This window comes from Paraburkholderia caballeronis, from assembly GCF_900104845.1.
In the GTDB taxonomy this organism is placed as follows: Bacteria; Pseudomonadota; Gammaproteobacteria; order Burkholderiales; family Burkholderiaceae; genus Paraburkholderia; species Paraburkholderia caballeronis.
The window spans coordinates 82,942-97,222 of sequence record NZ_FNSR01000002.1 but is presented as its reverse complement, the minus strand read 5'-3'; the positions used below and the strand labels follow the sequence as shown (position 1 = coordinate 97,222).

At 67.6% G+C, this 14,281-nt stretch carries 15 protein-coding genes; 8 read left to right on the top strand and 7 right to left on the bottom strand.

Going from position 1 to position 14,281, the window contains the following annotated elements; genetic code table 11:
- The first annotated feature begins 68 nt into the window (after nucleotides 1-68).
- The 5 genes from BLV92_RS16995 (at nucleotide 69) to BLV92_RS16975 (ending at nucleotide 5,242) form a co-directional block, all read left to right on the top strand.
- Nucleotides 69-425 (top strand): hypothetical protein, encoded by a 357-nt coding sequence (locus BLV92_RS16995; RefSeq protein WP_090547280.1) that lies wholly within the window; start codon nucleotides 69-71, stop codon nucleotides 423-425.
- 508 nt (nucleotides 426-933) lie between these two features.
- Entirely contained in the window at nucleotides 934-1,929 is a 996-nt protein-coding gene (locus BLV92_RS16990) for an aldo/keto reductase (protein ID WP_090547279.1), read from the top strand.
- Nucleotides 1,930-2,069: 140 nt separating this feature from the next.
- Entirely contained in the window at nucleotides 2,070-2,414 is a 345-nt protein-coding gene (locus BLV92_RS16985; RefSeq protein WP_090551087.1) for a DUF3088 domain-containing protein, read from the top strand.
- A gap of 54 nt (nucleotides 2,415-2,468) precedes the next feature.
- Nucleotides 2,469-3,821: an LLM class flavin-dependent oxidoreductase gene (locus tag BLV92_RS16980; RefSeq protein ID WP_090547277.1), complete on the top strand. Its 1,353-nt coding sequence runs from the start codon at nucleotides 2,469-2,471 to the stop codon at nucleotides 3,819-3,821.
- 56 nt (nucleotides 3,822-3,877) lie between these two features.
- Nucleotides 3,878-5,242 (top strand): LLM class flavin-dependent oxidoreductase, encoded by a 1,365-nt coding sequence (locus tag BLV92_RS16975; RefSeq protein WP_090547276.1) that lies wholly within the window; start codon nucleotides 3,878-3,880, stop codon nucleotides 5,240-5,242.
- A gap of 93 nt (nucleotides 5,243-5,335) precedes the next feature.
- Here BLV92_RS16975 and BLV92_RS16970 read toward each other — a convergent pair whose 3' ends face one another.
- Together BLV92_RS16970 and BLV92_RS16965 are read right to left on the bottom strand one after the other, a co-directional pair.
- Nucleotides 5,336-6,193 carry a CmcJ/NvfI family oxidoreductase gene (locus BLV92_RS16970; protein WP_090547274.1) on the bottom strand — a complete coding sequence of 286 codons (858 nt, stop codon included), beginning with the start codon at nucleotides 6,191-6,193 and terminating at the stop codon, nucleotides 5,336-5,338.
- A gap of 13 nt (nucleotides 6,194-6,206) precedes the next feature.
- Nucleotides 6,207-6,980: an SDR family NAD(P)-dependent oxidoreductase gene (locus BLV92_RS16965; RefSeq protein ID WP_090547272.1), complete on the bottom strand. Its 774-nt coding sequence runs from the start codon at nucleotides 6,978-6,980 to the stop codon at nucleotides 6,207-6,209.
- A 225-nt stretch (nucleotides 6,981-7,205) separates the two neighbouring features.
- Between BLV92_RS16965 and groES the strand changes: the two genes are divergently transcribed.
- Entirely contained in the window at nucleotides 7,206-7,496 is a 291-nt protein-coding gene (groES, locus tag BLV92_RS16960; RefSeq protein ID WP_090547271.1) for a co-chaperone GroES, read from the top strand.
- A 14-nt stretch (nucleotides 7,497-7,510) separates the two neighbouring features.
- A complete protein-coding gene (groL, locus tag BLV92_RS16955; RefSeq protein ID WP_090547269.1) occupies nucleotides 7,511-9,151 on the top strand; it encodes a chaperonin GroEL in 1,641 nt (546 codons plus the stop codon).
- 63 nt (nucleotides 9,152-9,214) lie between these two features.
- On the opposite strand, the gene BLV92_RS16950 is transcribed toward groL, so the two are convergent.
- The 4 genes from BLV92_RS16950 to BLV92_RS16930 all read right to left on the bottom strand — a co-directional run bounded on the left by BLV92_RS16950 (nucleotide 9,215) and on the right by BLV92_RS16930 (nucleotide 11,951).
- Entirely contained in the window at nucleotides 9,215-10,267 is a 1,053-nt protein-coding gene (locus BLV92_RS16950) for an alcohol dehydrogenase (protein WP_090551084.1), read from the bottom strand.
- A gap of 538 nt (nucleotides 10,268-10,805) precedes the next feature.
- The gene (locus BLV92_RS16940; RefSeq protein ID WP_243842552.1) at nucleotides 10,806-11,285 is read right to left on the bottom strand and encodes a hypothetical protein; all 480 of its coding nucleotides are present in this window, start codon (nucleotides 11,283-11,285) and stop codon (nucleotides 10,806-10,808) included.
- A gap of 48 nt (nucleotides 11,286-11,333) precedes the next feature.
- Nucleotides 11,334-11,606, bottom strand: coding sequence for a hypothetical protein (locus tag BLV92_RS16935; RefSeq protein ID WP_177197962.1), 273 nt, complete (start codon nucleotides 11,604-11,606; stop codon nucleotides 11,334-11,336).
- A gap of 81 nt (nucleotides 11,607-11,687) precedes the next feature.
- Nucleotides 11,688-11,951 carry a hypothetical protein gene (locus BLV92_RS16930; RefSeq protein ID WP_090547266.1) on the bottom strand — a complete coding sequence of 88 codons (264 nt, stop codon included), beginning with the start codon at nucleotides 11,949-11,951 and terminating at the stop codon, nucleotides 11,688-11,690.
- Between the two features lie 586 nt (nucleotides 11,952-12,537).
- Between BLV92_RS16930 and BLV92_RS32925 the strand changes: the two genes are divergently transcribed.
- Entirely contained in the window at nucleotides 12,538-12,672 is a 135-nt protein-coding gene (locus BLV92_RS32925) for a hypothetical protein (RefSeq protein ID WP_090547265.1), read from the top strand.
- 34 nt (nucleotides 12,673-12,706) lie between these two features.
- On the opposite strand, the gene zwf is transcribed toward BLV92_RS32925, so the two are convergent.
- Entirely contained in the window at nucleotides 12,707-14,182 is a 1,476-nt protein-coding gene (zwf, locus tag BLV92_RS16920) for a glucose-6-phosphate dehydrogenase (protein WP_090547263.1), read from the bottom strand.
- Nucleotides 14,183-14,281: the final 99 nt, after the last annotated feature.

Sequence of the window (14,281 nt, the reverse complement as noted above, 5' to 3'; positions counted from 1 at the left end):
CGGTCGATCCGGATTGCGCCTGCGCGGGCTTCAGAAGCAGGCCGCCCCACTGAAACGCCAGAGGCTATATGTCTCCACTCCTTGAGTTTCTCGCCACACTGCCGCAATTTCATGCCGACCGCCCTGCCTGCAGGGTGATTCACATCGGGACGGGGTGTGTGCTGTCCAGCATGGATGACAGCTTTTCGCCGCCTGCGGTGATGTTGAGCGCAAGCTGGCCCGGGCAACCGGAGAACGAAGCCCGGATGCTCGAAGGCCTCGATGCCATAAATTTCTACATGCGGGAAGCGAGGACGTATGGGGCGGAGGCCGCGTCGCTCAACCGTGCGATTGCCACTCTCGATCATGCGATGGGCGGGGTGAGCGCATTTTCTGCGGCGGTTCAGTCACGGGATAGTTTTATGGGGGTTCCGCGCAATAAATGAAGAGCCTGTCCGATCCCTGTGGGCGAGGCTTGAACTGACGGCAAGTTTGTACCGGGGACACTGGACCGATCGACTCTCAACGAGCAGTGGCTGCGCGCCGGAAGGCGATCTTCGAGCGGGCGCCCGGTGGAGCGTTGGCGATCACCTGGGCTACGGGAAGGACAAAGCCTGGCCGCTTTGAATCGCGCGGCGCTTCCACGCCCGCACGCCCGGTTCACCTCGCGGCGACTTCGACATCCTTCGTTTGCTCCGGGTCGCTCAGGAGCGCTTCAATCGGCGATCCGGCTTTTACGCGGTCGTGGTGCATAACAATGCGCAAATTGCGCCTCAGGGGGGCGAGTGACTGTCAACGATTCAGGATGCTTATCGACCTGCCACTTCCGGTCAAGCCCCGCCCAGACGATTTACACCCCCGTAAGCCGCCCGCCTCCGACCCCACCCCATCCCCGATAACGCGCTATCCTTCGAACCACCCCAAGCCAGCCCCGCTTCGAAGGAGAGCCTCAGCATGCAATACCGAAAATTCGGCAACACCGGCCTCAGCGTCTCGCGCCTGTGCCTCGGCACGATGACCTTCGGCCTTCAGACGGACGAAGACGTCTCCCGCCAGATCCTCGACAAGGCGACCGACGCCGGCGTGAATTTCATCGACACCGCCGACGTCTATCCGCTCGGCGGCAGCGAGGAGCACGCGGGCCGCACCGAGGAGATCGTCGGCCGCTGGCTCAAGGGCCGCCGCGACCGCTTCATCGTCGCCACCAAGGCGTGCGGCAAGGTTGGCCCGTCGCCCTGGGACCAGGGCGCGTCGCGCAAGCACCTGCTCGATGCGATCGACGCGTCGCTGCGCCGCCTCGGCACCGATTACGTCGATCTGTACCAGCTGCATTCCGACGACCGCGAAACGCCGCTCGACGAAACGCTCGAAGCCCTCGACACGATCGTCCGCTCGGGCAAGGCGCGTTACATCGGCGTGTCGAACTATCTCGCGTACCGGCTCGCGCGCGCGCTCGGCCGCGCGGACGTGCTGCGCACCGCGCGCTTCGTGTCCGTGCAGCCGCGCTACAACCTGCTGTTCCGCCAGATCGAGCGCGAACTGCTGCCGCTCGCCGCGGAAGAACAACTCGCGGTGATCCCGTACAACCCGCTCGCGGGCGGTCTGCTGACCGGCAAGTACCGGCACGATGCGGCGCCGTCCGAAGGGCGCTTCACGGGCAGCGTCGGCAAGGCGGGCTCGATGTATCAGGACCGCTACTGGCACGACCGCGAGTTCGCGACGATCGACAAACTGCGCGGCATCGTCGAGGCCGCGGGGCAGCCGCTCATCACGACGTCGATCGCATGGGTGCTCGCGAACCCGACGATCACGTCGGTGCTGATCGGCGCGAGCCGTCCCGACCAGCTCGACGCGTCGCTCGCGGCTGCCGGCTTCGTGCTCGCGCCGGAGCTGAAAACGCAGCTGGACGAAGCGACCGTCGAATACCGCTGGGGCGACGCGGCGCGCTGAACACGCTAAACGCACCGAATGCGCGCGCCGTGGCGCGCGTTTAGTGCGTGAACGTATATCGATCTGCGGATTTCTTCGTGGCGGCGCATCGCGGCGCCGACGACAATGAGCCGGTTCTCGTTTTCGTCTGGTGCCGCGCGATGAGCCGCGATCTTCTTCTGTTGCTGGAACCCGGGTTCACGGACCCGCAGTACCCGGGTCAACGTTTCATCTGTCCCGACGGCGCGCCGATCGAAGGGCTGCTGGCGAGCGATCCGTCGAAGGTCGCGCGGCTCGACGTGCGCCGTCTGCCGTTCGAGCGGCCGCGCGCGGCGGTGATCGCGGCGCTCGACGACGCGCATCAGGGACTGCCGGTGCTGGTGCTCGGCGACGAGTTGCCCGCGCCCGCCGACGCGCAGACGCTAGGCGACACGCGTTTCGTCACCGACCCCCGCCGCATTCTCGATCTGCTGGCCGAGCGCCACGGTTTTCCCAAAGTCCATTAATACCGCGTGCCGCGCCGCGCGCGCGGTCACGCCCGAAGCTACGGAGATTCATCGATGAGCCGCACTCCGGCCCACGACGCGCCGAGGCGTCTGCATCTGAACGTCAACATCCTGCACTCGGGTTTCGTGCCGTCCGCGTGGCGGCTCGAACACGCGGACCCGCATGCGTTCGTCGACGTCGGCCATTACGTGCGCGTCGCGCAGATCGCGGAAGCGGGCAAGCTCGACGCGGTGTTCCTCGCGGACAACGCGGCGATCGTCGACCAGATCGACTTTCGTCCGATCACGGCGCTGGAGCCGACGGTGCTGCTCGCGAGCATCGCGGCGGGCACGACGCACATCGGCGTGATCGGCACCGCGTCGACGAGCTACAACGAGCCGTACAACATCGCGCGCCGCTTCGCGACGCTCGATCACGTGAGCCGCGGCCGCGCGGGCTGGAACGTCGTGACGACGGCCGATCTCGCGTCCGCGCGCAACTTCGGCCGCGACGCGGTGCCGGACCATGCGGAGCGTTATGCGCGCGCGGCCGAGTTCACCGAAGTCGTGAAGGCGCTGTGGGACAGCTGGGAGGACGACGCGTTCGTCGGCGACAAGGAAGGCGGCCGTTTCGTCGATGTCGCGAAGGTGCATCCGGTTGCGCATCGCGGCCGTTATTTCAGCGTGCAGGGGCCGCTCAACCTGCCGCGCTCGCCGCAGGGTTATCCGGTGCTGGTGCAGGCGGGCGGCTCGGCGGACGGTCGCGATCTCGCCGCGCGTTACGCGGAGGCGGTCTTTTCCGCGTCGCAGTCGTTCGAAGAATCGGCCGCGTATCGCCGCGACCTGAACACGCGCGCGGCCGCTTACGGGCGGCACGGCGGCGTGAAGGTGCTCGCGGGCCTCACGACGATCATCGGCGCAACCGAGGCGGACGCGCTGCGCCGCCGCGACGAACTGGTCGACCGGATTCCGTGGCGCTACAGCCTGAACCGTCTCGCGGGCACGCTCGGCATCGACGCGGACCGGCTGAAGCTCGACGCGCCGCTGCCCGAGGACCTCGCGCTGCCCGGCGGAGGCAACGGCAACCACACGTTCTTTCACGCGACGATTGCGCAGGCGCGCCGTCACGGCTACACGGTGCGCGAACTGATCCGCTCGCTCGCGGGCGGCACCGGGCATCGCGTGGTCGTCGGCACGCCGGAGCAGGTCGCGGACGACATCGAGCACTGGTTCAACGGCGGCGCGGCCGACGGCTTCAACCTGATGCCGGATGCGCTGCCGGACGGCCTCGGCGATTTCGTCGACGGCGTCGTGCCGATCCTGCAAAAGCGCGGGCTGTTCCGCACCGAATACGAAGGCACGACGCTGCGCGAGCACTTCGGGCTTGCGCGTCCCGACAACGCGCAGTGGTGGCGCAAGAGCGCGTGAGCACGCATAAGCGCACATAAGCCCGCTTTTCATCGAGCCGCGAACGACGAGCCATCATGAGCCAACGCACCGGACAACTGCGCCTCGGCGCCTTCCTGTATCCGACCGGACACCACATCGCCGCGTGGCGTCATCCGCATTCGCTCGCGGACGCGGGCAGCAACTTCCGCCACTACGTGCAACTCGCGCAGGCGGCGGAGGCCGCGAAGTTCGATCTGGTGTTTCTCGCGGACGGCTCCGGCACGCGCGGCGACAACGTCGATTTCCTGAGCCGCACGGCGCACAGCTACGTCGCGCAGTTCGAGCCGCTCACGCTGCTGTCCGCGCTCGCGGCGGTGACGGAGCGGATCGGCCTCGTCGGCACCGCATCGACGACGTTCAACGAGCCGTATCACATCGCGCGCAAGTTCGCGTCGCTCGACCACATCAGCGGCGGGCGAGCGGGCTGGAATCTCGTCACGTCGTCGAGCGAGCACGAGGCGAAGAACTTCAACTTCGACGAGCATCTCGCGCATGCGCGGCGCTACGAACGCGCGGTCGAGTTCGCGGACGTCGTCAGCGGGCTGTGGGATAGCTGGGACGAAGACGCATTCCTGCGCGACAAGGACGCGGGCCGTTTCTTCGATCCGGCGAAGCGTCACGTGCTGAACCATCGCGGCGAGTTCTTCAAGGTGCGCGGGCCGCTGAACGTCGCGCGCGCGCCGCAGGGGCATCCGGTCGTCGTGCAGGCGGGGTCGTCGGAGGCGGGCAAGGCGCTCGCGGCGCGTACGGCCGAAGTGATCTTCACCGCGCAGCAGACGACCGCCGACGCGGTCGCGTTTTATGCGGACGTGAAGGGGCGTCTCGCGCAATTCGGCCGCGAGCCGGACGACCTGAAGATCATGCCGGGCGTGATGCCGATCGTCGGCCGCACCGAAAGCGAGGCGCGCGACAAGTTCGCGGAGCTTCAGGCGCTGATCGATCCGGCGGTCGGGCTCGCGATGGTGTCGACGCTGACCGGCGGCTTCGACCTGTCCGGCTATCCGCTCGACGGGCCGATTCCGGAACTGCCGGAAACGAACGCGAGCAAGAGCCGCCAGGCGCTGACGCTCGACCTCGCGCGGCGCGAGAACCTGACGATTCGCGAACTGTATCTGCGTGTCGCCGGCGCGCGCGGACACTGGCAGGTGGTCGGCACGCCGCAGCAGATCGCGGACGCGCTCGAAGAACGCTTCGTGAATTACGGCGCGGACGGCTACAACGTGATGCCGGCGCTGCTGCCCGACAGCCTGAACGATTTCATCGAACTGGTGCTGCCGGAATTGCGGCGGCGCGGGCTGTTCCGCAGCGAATACGAAGGCGGTACGCTGCGCGCGAATCTCGGCCTGAAGCGGCCGCAGTCGCGTTACCGGGCCGAAGAGGCGCAGACGGCCGAGGCTTGATCGATCATCCGGATCGTCGTCGTGTCGATGCAGACAGGGCCGCGCATGCGCGGCCCTGTTCATTGTTGATGGCCTGAAACACGCGGTGAAAACTTACTGCGCCGGCCAGAACAGCAGCGCCCGCAGTTCGATGCTGCGGCGCGGCGGCGCGTCGGCGGCCGTATGCGGAGCGTCGAACGCGGTGTGCGCGGTGAGCCGCGCGGTGCCGTCGTCGCGCGAATCGTAGATCTTCAGCAGCAGCGCCTCGTCGGGCCGCAGCCGCGGGAAGTAGTACCAGCGGTGCGCGGGATTCGCGACGAACGAATACGTCTCTCCGACCTTGTCGCGATAGACGAGGTCGCTCGGCACGAGGTCGTCGGGCGAGATCGTGCGCGCGTCGCACAGCGCGAGCGGCAGCCGCTCGACGACCGATAGCGGCCGCCACAGGTTCACGATCCCGAAGCGGTGCTTCAGCCGCTGTCCGGCTTCGTCGGCGCTCAGGTGGTCGCGCACGCGGCGCGGGCCGGACACGAACGTCTGGTCGTTGTGCACGCGGCGCACCGGCTCGCGCAGCGACGCATTCGCGCGCGAACCGCCTTCGCTGTCGCGCAGCGTGTGATCGAAGATCACGACCTTCTCCGCGCCGGTCGCGTCGCGCAGCAATGCTTCGGCTTCCGGATAATAGACGAGGCGGATCACGCTGTCGTCGCTGAAGTCGTCCACCGCGCTGCGATGCGCGACTAGTTGAAAGCCGCTGCGGTCCAGCGAGAACTCGCCGGCTGCCGCGAGCGGGCGCGCGTCGCGGATCGTCACGCGGGTCGGCGCGAGTTCGCCGCTATTCCACGGCGTGCCGGGCGGCGGCTCGAACGTATAGTTGACCGGCCGGCCCTGGCCCGGCGCGAGATAGTTCAGTTCGGCTTCGACCGCGTGCCGGTTCGCGGCGCGCGGCGGTTCGTCCAGTACGGTGCCCATCGATGTGTCCTCGCTAGAAGGGTTCGCGGTATGGCCGCAGATCCAGTTCGTGCGTCCACGCGCTGCGATGCTGACGATGCAGTTGCCAGTAGCTGTCGGCGATCGCGTCCGGGTTCAGCAGCCCGTCCGCGCCGGCCTGTTCCGCGCGTTGCGGTGAAGCGGCGCGCAATCGTTCGCCGTCGATGCCGCCGTCGATCACGACGTGCGCGACATGCACGCCGCGCGGCCCGAATTCGCGCGCGAGGCTTTGCGACAGCGAGCGCAGTCCGGCTTTCGCGGACGCGAATGCGGCGAACGGCGGACGCCCGCGCAACGAAGCGGTCGCGCCGGTGTAGAGCAGGCTCCCCGCGCCATGCGGGTCATTCGCCGCGCCGGGTGCTTCGAGCAGCAGCGGCAACGCCGCGCGCGCAAACAGGAAACCGCCGAGCACGTTCGTGCGCCATGCGGATTCGAACTGTTCGGGGCTGAGTTCGAGTGTCGGCGCGCGCACCGCATTACCCGCGTTGAAGATCGCGCTGCGCAGTTGTCCGTATGAGCGCAGTTCGCCGGCGATGCGCGCGACGTCCTGCTCGTTCGACACGTCGCCGGTTATCGCATGCGCGCGGCCGTTCTGCTCGCGGATCTGCGCGGCAGTCGCTTCGATGCGCGACGCGGTGCGCCCGGTGAGAACGACCGTGAAGCCCTGATGCGCGAAGCGGCGCGCGAGCGCCGCGCCGAGGCCGGCATGCGCGCCGACGCCGGCGATCCATGCGACGGGCGTCGAGGTGGAAGAAGTGGAGTCGGTCATATCGAATAACGCTATACGTTAGCGGTCCATTCGAAAAAGAACGAAATGCAATAAGGTTATCTGCGCGGCCGCATATCGGATTTCGATAAATCATTTCGCTCGATAACGTTGTGCGAATCCGTTATTGGAGCCGCGCATGCAGCGTTCCTATACTCGGCTTTCGATCAGCACTCGCATGCGGCGAGTGCCAGGGTCATCGTCAATCTTTGCAGAGGAAAGCCGCAGATGAGTCTCCGTCCGTTGCACGATCGCGTGATCGTCAAGCGTCTCGACCAGGAAACGAAAACCGCGTCGGGCATCGTGATTCCCGACAGCGCCGCCGAAAAACCGGACCAGGGCGAAGTGATCGCCGTGGGCCCCGGCCGGCGCGACAACGAAGGGCGGCGCATCGCGCCCGACATCAAGGCCGGCGAGCGCGTGCTGTTCGGCAAGTACGCGGGCCAGGCCGTCAAGGTGGACGGCAACGAACTGCTGGTGCTGCGCGAAGAGGACATCGTCGCAGTCGTCAATTCCTGAAGGAGCACCGACTTATGGCAGCAAAAGAAATCATTTTCAGCGACGGCGCGCGCGCGAAGCTCGTCGAAGGCGTCAACATTCTCGCGAACGCCGTCAAGGTGACGCTCGGGCCGAAGGGCCGCAACGTCGTGATCGAACGCAGCTTCGGCTCGCCGGTCGTCACGAAGGACGGCGTGTCGGTCGCGAAGGAAATCGAACTCGCGGACAAGGTGCAGAACATCGGCGCGCAACTCGTGAAGGAAGTCGCGTCGAAGACCAGCGACCTGGCCGGCGACGGCACGACGACCGCGACCGTGCTCGCGCAGGCGATCGTCCGCGAAGGGCAGAAGTACGTGGCCGCCGGGCTCAATCCGCTCGACCTGAAGCGCGGCATCGACAAGGCGGTGATCGCCGCGATCGAAGAACTGAAGAAGATCAGCAAGCCGACCACGACGAGCAAGGAGATCGCGCAGGTCGCGACGATCTCCGCGAACGGCGAGGTGTCGATCGGCCAGCGCATCGCGGAAGCGATCGACCGCGTCGGCAAGGAAGGCGTGATTACCGTCGAGGACGGCAAGTCGCTCGCGGACGAACTCGACGTGGTCGAAGGGTTGCAGTTCGATCGCGGTTACCTGTCGCCGTATTTCATCAACAACCCGGATCGCCAGATCGCGGTGCTCGACGATCCGTACATCCTCTTGCACGACAAGAAGGTGTCGAACATCCGCGACCTGCTGCCGGTGCTCGAACAGGTCGCGAAGGCGGGCCGGCCGCTGCTCATCATCGCGGAGGACGTCGAAGGCGAGGCGCTCGCCACGCTCGTCGTGAACAACATTCGCGGCATCCTGAAGACGGTCGCGGTGAAGGCGCCGGGTTTCGGCGACCGCCGCAAGGCGCTGCTCGAAGACATCGCGATCCTGACCGGCGGCCAGGTGATCGCGGAGGAAACCGGCCTCACGCTCGACAAGGCGACGCTCGCGGAACTGGGCCAGGCGAAGCGCATCGAGGTCGGCAAGGAAAACACGACGGTGATCGACGGCGCGGGCGACCCGAAGAACATCGAGGCGCGCGTGAAGCAGATTCGCGTGCAGATCGAGGAGGCGACGTCGGACTACGATCGCGAGAAGTTGCAGGAGCGCGTCGCGAAACTCGCGGGCGGCGTCGCGGTGATCAAGGTCGGCGGCGCGACCGAAATCGAGGTGAAGGAAAAGAAGGATCGCGTCGACGACGCGCTGCACGCGACGCGCGCGGCGGTCGAAGAGGGGATCGTGCCGGGCGGCGGCGTCGCGCTGATCCGCGTGAAGCAGGCGATCAGCGAACTGACCGGCGCGAACCGCGATCAGGACGCGGGCATCAAGATCGTGCTGCGCGCGCTCGAAGAGCCGCTGCGCCAGATCGTCGCGAACGCGGGCGAGGAGGCGAGCGTGGTGGTCGCGAAGGTCGCGGCCGGCACCGGCAACTTCGGTTACGACGCGGCGACCGGCAAGTACGGCGATCTCGTGGAGTCGGGCGTGCTCGATCCGACGAAGGTCACGCGCACCGCGTTGCAGAACGCGGCGTCGGTCGCGGGCCTGCTGCTGACGACCGATGCGACCGTGCACGAAGCGCCGAAGGACGCGCAGCCGGCCGCACCGGCGGGTGGTCCCGGCGGCGCGGGCGGCGGGTTCGACTTCTGATCGGCGGGCATGACGGTGCACGCGGGCTTCGGTCCGCGTGCGCGCGGCAACGGGCGTGCGCCGCTACGGCACGAGCACCGTGCGCCCGACCACCTTGCCGTGCAGCAGCGCCTGCAACGCGTCGTTCGCTTCCGCGAGCGGCCGGCTCGTGACGACCGGCGGCTTCATCTTCCCGTCGCGCGTCAGCGCAACGAGTTCGCGCAGATCGTCGAGCGTGCCGACATAACTGCCTTCGATCTTCAACGGCCGCATCGGAATGACCGGCAGCGACAGCGTGATGTCGCCGCCCATCAGCCCGACGATCACTACGTGTCCGCCGCGCGCGCACGAATCTAACGCGAGCGTGACGGTCGGCGTCGCGCCGACGAGGTCGAGCACCGCGCGCGCGCCGCCGCCGGTCGCATCGACGATCTGTTTCGCCGCGTCCGGCGCACGCGCGTCGATCGCGGCCAGCGCGCCGGCCTTCAGCGCGGCGTCGCGTTTGCCCGCATCGACGTCGACGACGATCGCGCCGTGGCCGCCGAGCGCCTTCAGCACCTCGATCGCCATCAGCCCGAGCCCGCCCGCGCCGATCACGACGACCGGCCCTTCGTGGATGCGCGCGCCGAACTTCTTCAATGCGCTGTAGGTCGTTTCACCCGCGCAGGCGAGCGGCGCGACGCGCGCCGGATCGAGGCCGCCGAGATTCACCAGATAACGCGGATGCGGCACCAGCACGTAGTCGGCGAAACCGCCGTCGCGCATGATGCCGAGCGATTGCGGCTGCACGCAGAGGTTCTCCTCGCCGCGCTGGCAGGCCGCGCATTCGCCGCAGCCGATCCACGGATGCGCGACCACGAGCGCGCCGATCTCGACGTCGCCCGCGTCGGGGCCGGCCTCGACGATTTCGCCGGCGATTTCATGGCTCGGCGTGAGCGGCAGGCGGATGCCGCGATCCGCAAGCGACAGCTTTTTGCCGCCGCCGAGGTCGTAATAACCCTCCCAGATGTGCAGATCGGAATGGCACAGGCCGGCCGCCTTCACGCGCAGCAGCACCTCGGTGCGCTGCGGCTGCGGCACGGCCTTTTCGACGCGTTCGAGCGGCTGGCCATGATGGGTCACGCAATAACATTGCATCTGCATCAGTGTCTCCGGGTTCGATTGAAGGGCCGGTCGGCGCGCCGGCTTCGGCCATCATAACGGAGTGCGCCGCGCCGCGCGGTTTGGGCGCGGCAGCGCGAGGCGGCGGAGGCGCGCGGGTTCGGCGCACGGGCGATGCGGCGCGCGTGCCATGACCGGCACGCGTTTGTGAGGCGGTCGCGCTGCTCGATTACGTGGAGAGGCAGGCGGACGCGGCCGACGACGCGAAAACCTCCGGCGTTCGACGCGACGACGTCGCGCGGACGGAAGAGGCCGTCGCGGCGATGGAGGACGCGTATCACGCGCTGAAGGCGCGGCTGCTGGCGAAAGGCGCATCGGGCGCGATGCCGGTCGCCGCGATGGAGGAAGGAACGGCTGCGCCGCTATCGCGCGCTGCGGCGCGCGTTACAGCGGGAAGCGACGGCGCACGTGCAGTCGCTGACGTTCGTGGATTGACGCGCCGCCGACGACTGAACGCGCGTCCGCATCCTTGAGGCAGGCAACGCCAGCCGAACGCCGCACGATCAACGCACAATCAACGCGCAACCGACTCCGCGATCCGCGCGCTCGCGCTGTCGGCTTTCAGCAAGCCTTCGACCATGCGCGTCTCGGCCATCGCGATGTCGCTCAGCGACGCTTCCGACAGTTGCGCATCGAGAATCGCGAGCGCGGTGCAGAGCGGCGCGTATTGCGCGTCGTCCGCGCGCCACGAGCCGTCGGCCGGCTCGCTCGTGTCGAGCGCGACCATCGCCGCGTGTGCGCGCTGCACGTCCGCGAGCAGGCCTGCCAGGTGGCCGAGCCGCGCGAGTTCTTCCGCGATCAGCAGATAACGCGCGAGCGTGCCGAACAACTCGCGCGAGCCGTGGCCGCGGCGGAAGGCGTCGAGCGCCGCGTAGCCCTGCAACAGCATCGCATCGGTGACGGGACCATGCGCGGTGCGGCTGTACGTCAGTGCGCGCAGCAGCGGGGACATCGACGGGTGCTTGTGATGACGCGTCTTGTTTTTCACGTGAATTCCAGCGTTGGAAAGAGGGCGGCCGGGGTTCGGCCGCTGTGTTACCGCTTATTGCTGCGTTGCGTGGACCGGGACGTTCGCGGCCGCCTGGTGTTCCTGATGCTGCGCGGCCATTTCTTCGGCGTGTTTCTTCGCGAGATGACGGCCCACGATGCAGCCGCCGACCGCGCCGATCACCGCATGATGCCCCGCGTAGTGGCCGGCGATCCCGCCGACGGCCGCGCCTTTCAGGCAGCCTTCGGCGTTGGCGGTGCCGGCGGTGCCGACAGCGAGCGCGGCGGCGATCAGGAGGGCTTCGATACTGCTTCTTTTCAGTTTCATTCCGATGATGTTCTTTTTCGTGAGCGGACGTCCGTCCGAGGTTGGGACGGACGCCGCGGGTTCAAGCAGGGTAAGGCGGGTTCAACGCCGATAGCCGCGCTCGCGTTCGTGCCACTGGCGCTCGCGCCATTCGCGGCGCTCGTGCCACGCGCGCCAGTCGTGCTCGCGCCAGCCGCCGTAACCGACCGCGACCGGCGCCGGCTGCACGTAGGCGACGGGCGGCGCAGGCGCATACGCGACGGCGGGCACGTTGATGCCGACCGCGAGATCCACGTGCGCCGACGCGGCCGCCGATGCCGCGAGCAGCGCGAGGCCGAGCGCCGCGCCGAAAATTTTCCTGCTCATGGTTCGCTCCTTGTCGATCGAATGCGACTTCAGTGAAGGTGAGTCGCAGTCTGGAAGCGCGTCCGGAGCACAGGTGAAACGATCGGCGTGCTTTCGTAACAGCGGGTAACGCGGCCGGCGCGATTGCGACGGTCGAAACGGCACGCATGATAGCCGTTCAAATTCGCGCGTGCAGCGCAGGTCCTTGATTTCGATTGCTTTACGCGATTATTCGGCATTCCGCCGCCCGCGCGTGTCGGCGCGGTCGCACATCAACGCAATGTTTCAGGATCGACAGAGGTGAAATATGCGCAGGCCGCTCGCGCCGCCGCATGGCGATGCACCGCACGTGGACCCGCCTTCGCGATTTTTCTTTTGCCGATACAATCGATGCTCGTTTTTCGGCCCACGCGGGCAGCCGGTTCCGGCCCCGCGCGCACGGGAACGGCGGTTGCCGGGCGGCGCACGAGCCGGTTCGACCGCCACCGCCGCCGCGCAACCCGCGCGGGACGTCCGGCATCCGTTTCCGGTTTCCGCGCCCGCGCGGCGCACGCCGCGCAGGGCCATGCAGAGTCATACCATCAGCCCATCAGCAGGGAGTTTCGTCATGCGGCGCATCGGCGCTTTCGTGGCCGCCACGTGGCTTGCGGCAGCCATTCTTTATCTCGGCCGGCATTCGGTGCCGATGATCGCATTGAGCGGCGTCGTCGCGCTCGCGGGCTTCGACCTGGCGAAGCCGTAGCGGCCGCGCGCGGCGACGCCGACGCCGGTCCCGGTCAGGCTTCCTCCGCCCACGCCATGTTTTCGCGCGCGAGCAGCGCGGACGACGCGGCCGGCCCGAAGGTGCCCGCCGTATAGAGCCGCGGCCGGTCGCCCAGTTGCTGCCAGCCGTCGAGGATCGGCTCGACCCACGTCCAGGCGGCTTCCAGTTCGTCGCGGCGCATGAAGTGCGTGAGGCGGCCGCGGATCACGTCGATCAGCAAACGCTCGTACGCTTCCGCGCGGCGTTCCGGAATCGCCTGCTGCAAATCGAGGTTCAGGCTTACCGGCACCATGCTCATGCCGCTGCCCGGTTCCTTTGCGAGCATCTGCAACTGGATCGACTCTTCCGGCTGAAGCTGGATCACGAGCCGGTTGCCGTAGTTGCGCGGGCCGCTCGGGATGATCGAGAACGGCAGGTCCGCGAAGTCGATCACGATCTCCGACTGGCGCTTCTGCAGCCGCTTGCCGGTGCGCAGGAAAAACGGCACGTTGGCCCAGCGCCAGTTGTTGATGTGCGCGCGCAGCGCGACGAAGGTTTCCGCGCGGCTGTCCGCCGGCACGTTGTCCTCTTCCAGATAACCCTTCACCGGCGCGCCGTCCACCGCGCCCGCCGCGTACTGGCCGCGCACCGTGTCGCGCGCGATGTCCGCGAGCGACATCGGCCGCAGCGAGCGCAGCACCTTCAGCTTCTCGTCGCGCACCGCGTCCGGGTCGAGCGACACCGGCGGCTCCATCGCGACGATGCACAGCAGTTGCAGCAGGTGGTTCTGCACCATGTCGCGCAGCGCGCCGGTATGGTCGTAGAAACCCGCGCGGCTGCCGACGCCGACCGTCTCCGCGACGGTGATCTGCACGCTGCGGATGTACGGCGCCTGCCACAGCGGCCCGAAGATCGGGTTGCCGAAGCGCAGCACCATCAGGTTCTGCACCGTCTCCTTGCCCAGATAGTGGTCGATCCGGTAGATCTGCGACTCGCCGAAGTGCCGGCCGACCGACTCGTTGATCGCCTGCGCGGACGCGAGATCGTGGCCGAGCGGCTTTTCGAGCACGACGCGCGAACGGTTGTCCACGAGACCGGCGCTCGCGAGGTTGTCGCAGATCGTCGTGAACAGCTCCGGCGACGTCGACAGGTAGAACACGCGCAGCGCGTGCGGGCGCGACGCCTCGACGAGCCGCTGGTATTCGCCGGCGTCGTTCACGTCGATCCGCACGTACGCGAACAGGCCGAGGAAGCGGTCCCACGCCTGCGCGTCGAACGCCTTCTCGTCGATGAACGGGCGCGACTGCTCGTCGACGAACTGCCGGTACTGGTCGATGCTCCAGTCGCGGCGGCCGACCGCGAGAATCCGCGTTTCGGGCGGCAGGTTGCGGTGCAGGTGCGCCATGTACAGCGCGGGCAGCAGTTTGCGGGCGGCCAGGTCGCCGGCGCCGCCGAAGATGATCATATCGACGGGTGCGTCGGACGCGGCTTGAGCGGGCTGATTCGTCATGGCTGATCGGGAATGGTCGTAAAGGCGCTATGGTTCGGCCGGCGCCCGGTGCGGCGAAAGATGCCTATGGTGCATGGTTTCGCGTGTCTTTGCACGCGC